Source organism: Methylocaldum sp. (genome assembly GCF_035627495.1).
Lineage (GTDB): Bacteria > Pseudomonadota > Gammaproteobacteria > Methylococcales > Methylococcaceae > Methylocaldum.
Genome location: NZ_DASPLO010000109.1, coordinates 1 through 2,987, shown reverse-complemented (window position 1 = coordinate 2,987; position 2,987 = coordinate 1). Strand labels below are relative to the sequence as shown.

The following is a 2,987-nucleotide window of genomic DNA, read 5'->3' as shown; positions in this document are numbered from 1 at the left end:
CTCTCTTGGCTTCATGCAACCCACCCGAATTTGCAAGAAATCGAAATCAAATGACCGGTTTTCTTGCAAATTGTACCAGCCAATATGCAACGAATCCGTATATGTGTCAGTGTGTTAGAAATACTTCAGGGCTGACTAAGTCCAGTCCTCAAACCTCAAAACAATGGAATAAAGAGCCCATTGATCATTATTATCTTTCGAATTTGATCCATGAAGTTTGCCGCCTTTGCTATCCCCCGTTTCGGCACATAAACGACATCCGCAGGCTCAAGAAGAAATTCCGAATCACTTAACGAGCCATCAAGAATCTCTTCCACATCGACCTCATGCGCCATCGGCTGGTTATCCGGTCCTTTTCGGATTACGCTGACATCGCTGAGATTTGCAGTGTCCAGGAATCCCCCGGCCTCATCGATAGCCTGAAGGACCCCGATTTTGTTTCTTACCGTAATAAATCCAGGTTTCGCGACATCTCCCGCTAAATAGACCCTTGGCTCCGTTATCGTTCGGACAAGTACCGTAACAGCGGGATCTCTAAGCTCGCTGGCATACGCATTTGTTAAGAACTCATCGAGCTGAGCCGGAATTAGCCCAGCCGCTTGCACGTCGTCGACCAGCTGGAGAGAAACCTTGCCATCAGGTCGAACCACCACCGACTCATTGAACTCAGGGGTATAAAAGAATTTCACATCCAGTTGATCGCCGGGTTGAATGACGTAATTAGCGGGAACTTCATACCTGCTTTCCACCTCGGCCAACGCTACGCTAGGGTCAACGGTCCGTTTATTGGCGGCACACCCATAGCAGCCAATAGTCACTAGTAGTACTACCAGCCATGCTAGTTGGCTGGTGAAAGCCCTGCGACGTCGCACAACATTGATGACTACGTTCATAACATCCTGCCTATTAAGTAAGTCCATGTTTTACAAAGATACGTGTCTGTAGTAGGGTGCCTAATTCGTCTGTTATAGCAGCTATCTACTTCCGCAGTGATAATCTCTATATAGTCGAGAAATCTTCTGGCTATGCTCGTTTCGGTAAAATTAGAATCGACACCACCATCCAAGGGTTTACGAGAGTTCTGCGTCTGAGACTTTTTAGCTTGCCTCAACGCCTAACAGCATCGAGTAGGGTATTTGCTCCTTTAATAACGACCTCCTTTTCTAACAGCCATAACGTTCCAACATAGGTTGCAGCCCCCGTTACTCCGGCAATCAACAGTTGCATCAGGGGAGGCAGATCACTGATGCCATAAACTAGCGGGGTTGTAACAATGGTGAGCGCTGTTCCTCCGACAAACGCTGGCCTGAGTGCACGCATCAATTCCGATACGGTAACCCCTATGACGCGGATGATCACAAACAAATGAACTATTTTGATCAGGACTGCTGTCGCAATGAGGCCGAGCGCAACGCCGACGAGTTGATATTGAACACCGATCAAAACGGAAGGAATAAGTACGATGATGTGTAACACTCCCATTTTTAATAAAAGGTCCGGGCGTCCGATTGCTTTATACACGTCACCCGCTGTAGTTCCGATCGAGAAAATGAGAAATGCTATTGGCAGCAACCGGAGAACAGGAATCGCATCCAACCACTGAGAACCGAGCAAAACGAAGACTATAGGTTCCGCTGTCATGATGAGACCTAGAGATATCGGAACAATGAAAACCTGCACATACTGAGTTACTGAAAGAAACGTTCGTCTTAACAACCGAGGCTGGTGTTGTATCTTCGCTAGCGCTGGAAACATAGCTGCTGCCAATACTACCCACACATTCATAATTAGGAGATCGACGATACGGTAAGTTATTGAGTACACCCCAAGGGCCGCATCTCCGAGAACTCGTCCGATAACGATAAATTCGAGATTCGAGGCAAGGGCATTAACCAGGTTAAATCCCATAAAAGGGATACTAAACTTCAGTAGAAGGCCTAATTGTGACCTATTGATGCGCATTTGAAGTTTCCGCTGTAATGCGATGCGCGCTAATACAACGCCGAAAACCGAACTCGATAGCTGACCGATAATCAACGACCACGGCCCGAAACCTTTAAACGCAAGAGCTATGGTGACGACTGCTTTAACTATCAGTCGCCCAAGGTCCGGTATCAGTTTCTTGCGAAACGCTAAATCTTTCTGAAGAAGCGCGAGATGGACCGACCCGAACGGGTCAATGACGAATGTCAAAGCAAGCATCTGCAACATGGGTTCTACAGCAGGCTCGCGAAAAAAAGCCGCCACCACTGGGGCTATGGTGAAGGTAAGCAGCAAGAAAAGTATCCCGATGATTAGGTTCGCAGCGTAGACGGTATTTGCCGCTTCCTGCACATCGGTTCGATGTTGTATGAGGGCGCTTCCCAAGCCCAGGTCTTGAAGCAGGGAAAAGTATGAAATGACGACCGTCGCTAGACTGACTAGCCCGAAGGTTTCGGGAGGGAGGAGCCGTGTAAGCACGGCCATCGTGATCAACACAACGCCTTTGCTTAGTGCAAAAGACGCATAGTTCCACGCCACAGCATGTACGGTCTTCTTGCCCCTATGTCCCATTATTCAGTCCCTTGTCATAAATCCGTTGAGCGGCCGAGATTATGACATGGCATAAATCCCGGAGCCACGCACAGCGCCACCACGGCAGAACCCTGTGGTCCCGCCCCTCCCTGTCCATTGCGCAATAGAGATAGCCGACTGGCTTTCTCTTACTGTAATACAAGTTTTATCGATACGCCATGAGAAGCTGATGAGCTTCGCCTACTTATGCTGCCGTTTCGCCGATCCATCTCCCGCTTCAACTCGTCCCGGTTTGTTGAACTGGCCTGTGGGGTAGCTGAGGGCTCTACTTAGGGGAACCTCGAAAAACCCTTGCCATGAGAAAATAGCGGCCTTGTTCTTGAACCCGAGGCAGAGATGATCAAAGAAAGCCTGTTTGCTGTCGAGGAGCGTGAAGCCAAGCTCGACCACCTGGGCGATGTGCTGCCACTGAT

At 48.9% G+C, this 2,987-nt stretch carries 3 protein-coding genes; all 3 read right to left on the bottom strand.

Going from position 1 to position 2,987, the window contains the following annotated elements; genetic code table 11:
* Positions 1 to 155 precede the first annotated feature (155 nt).
* Entirely contained in the window at positions 156 to 893 is a 738-nt protein-coding gene (locus VEB01_RS09275; RefSeq protein WP_324874803.1) for a polysaccharide biosynthesis/export family protein, read from the bottom strand.
* A gap of 214 nt (positions 894 to 1,107) precedes the next feature.
* Positions 1,108 to 2,553, bottom strand: coding sequence for a lipopolysaccharide biosynthesis protein (locus VEB01_RS09270; RefSeq protein WP_324874802.1), 1,446 nt, complete (start codon positions 2,551 to 2,553; stop codon positions 1,108 to 1,110).
* A gap of 201 nt (positions 2,554 to 2,754) precedes the next feature.
* A partial coding sequence (locus tag VEB01_RS09265) for a hypothetical protein (protein ID WP_324874800.1) occupies positions 2,755 to 2,987 on the bottom strand: 233 nt, incomplete at its 5' end.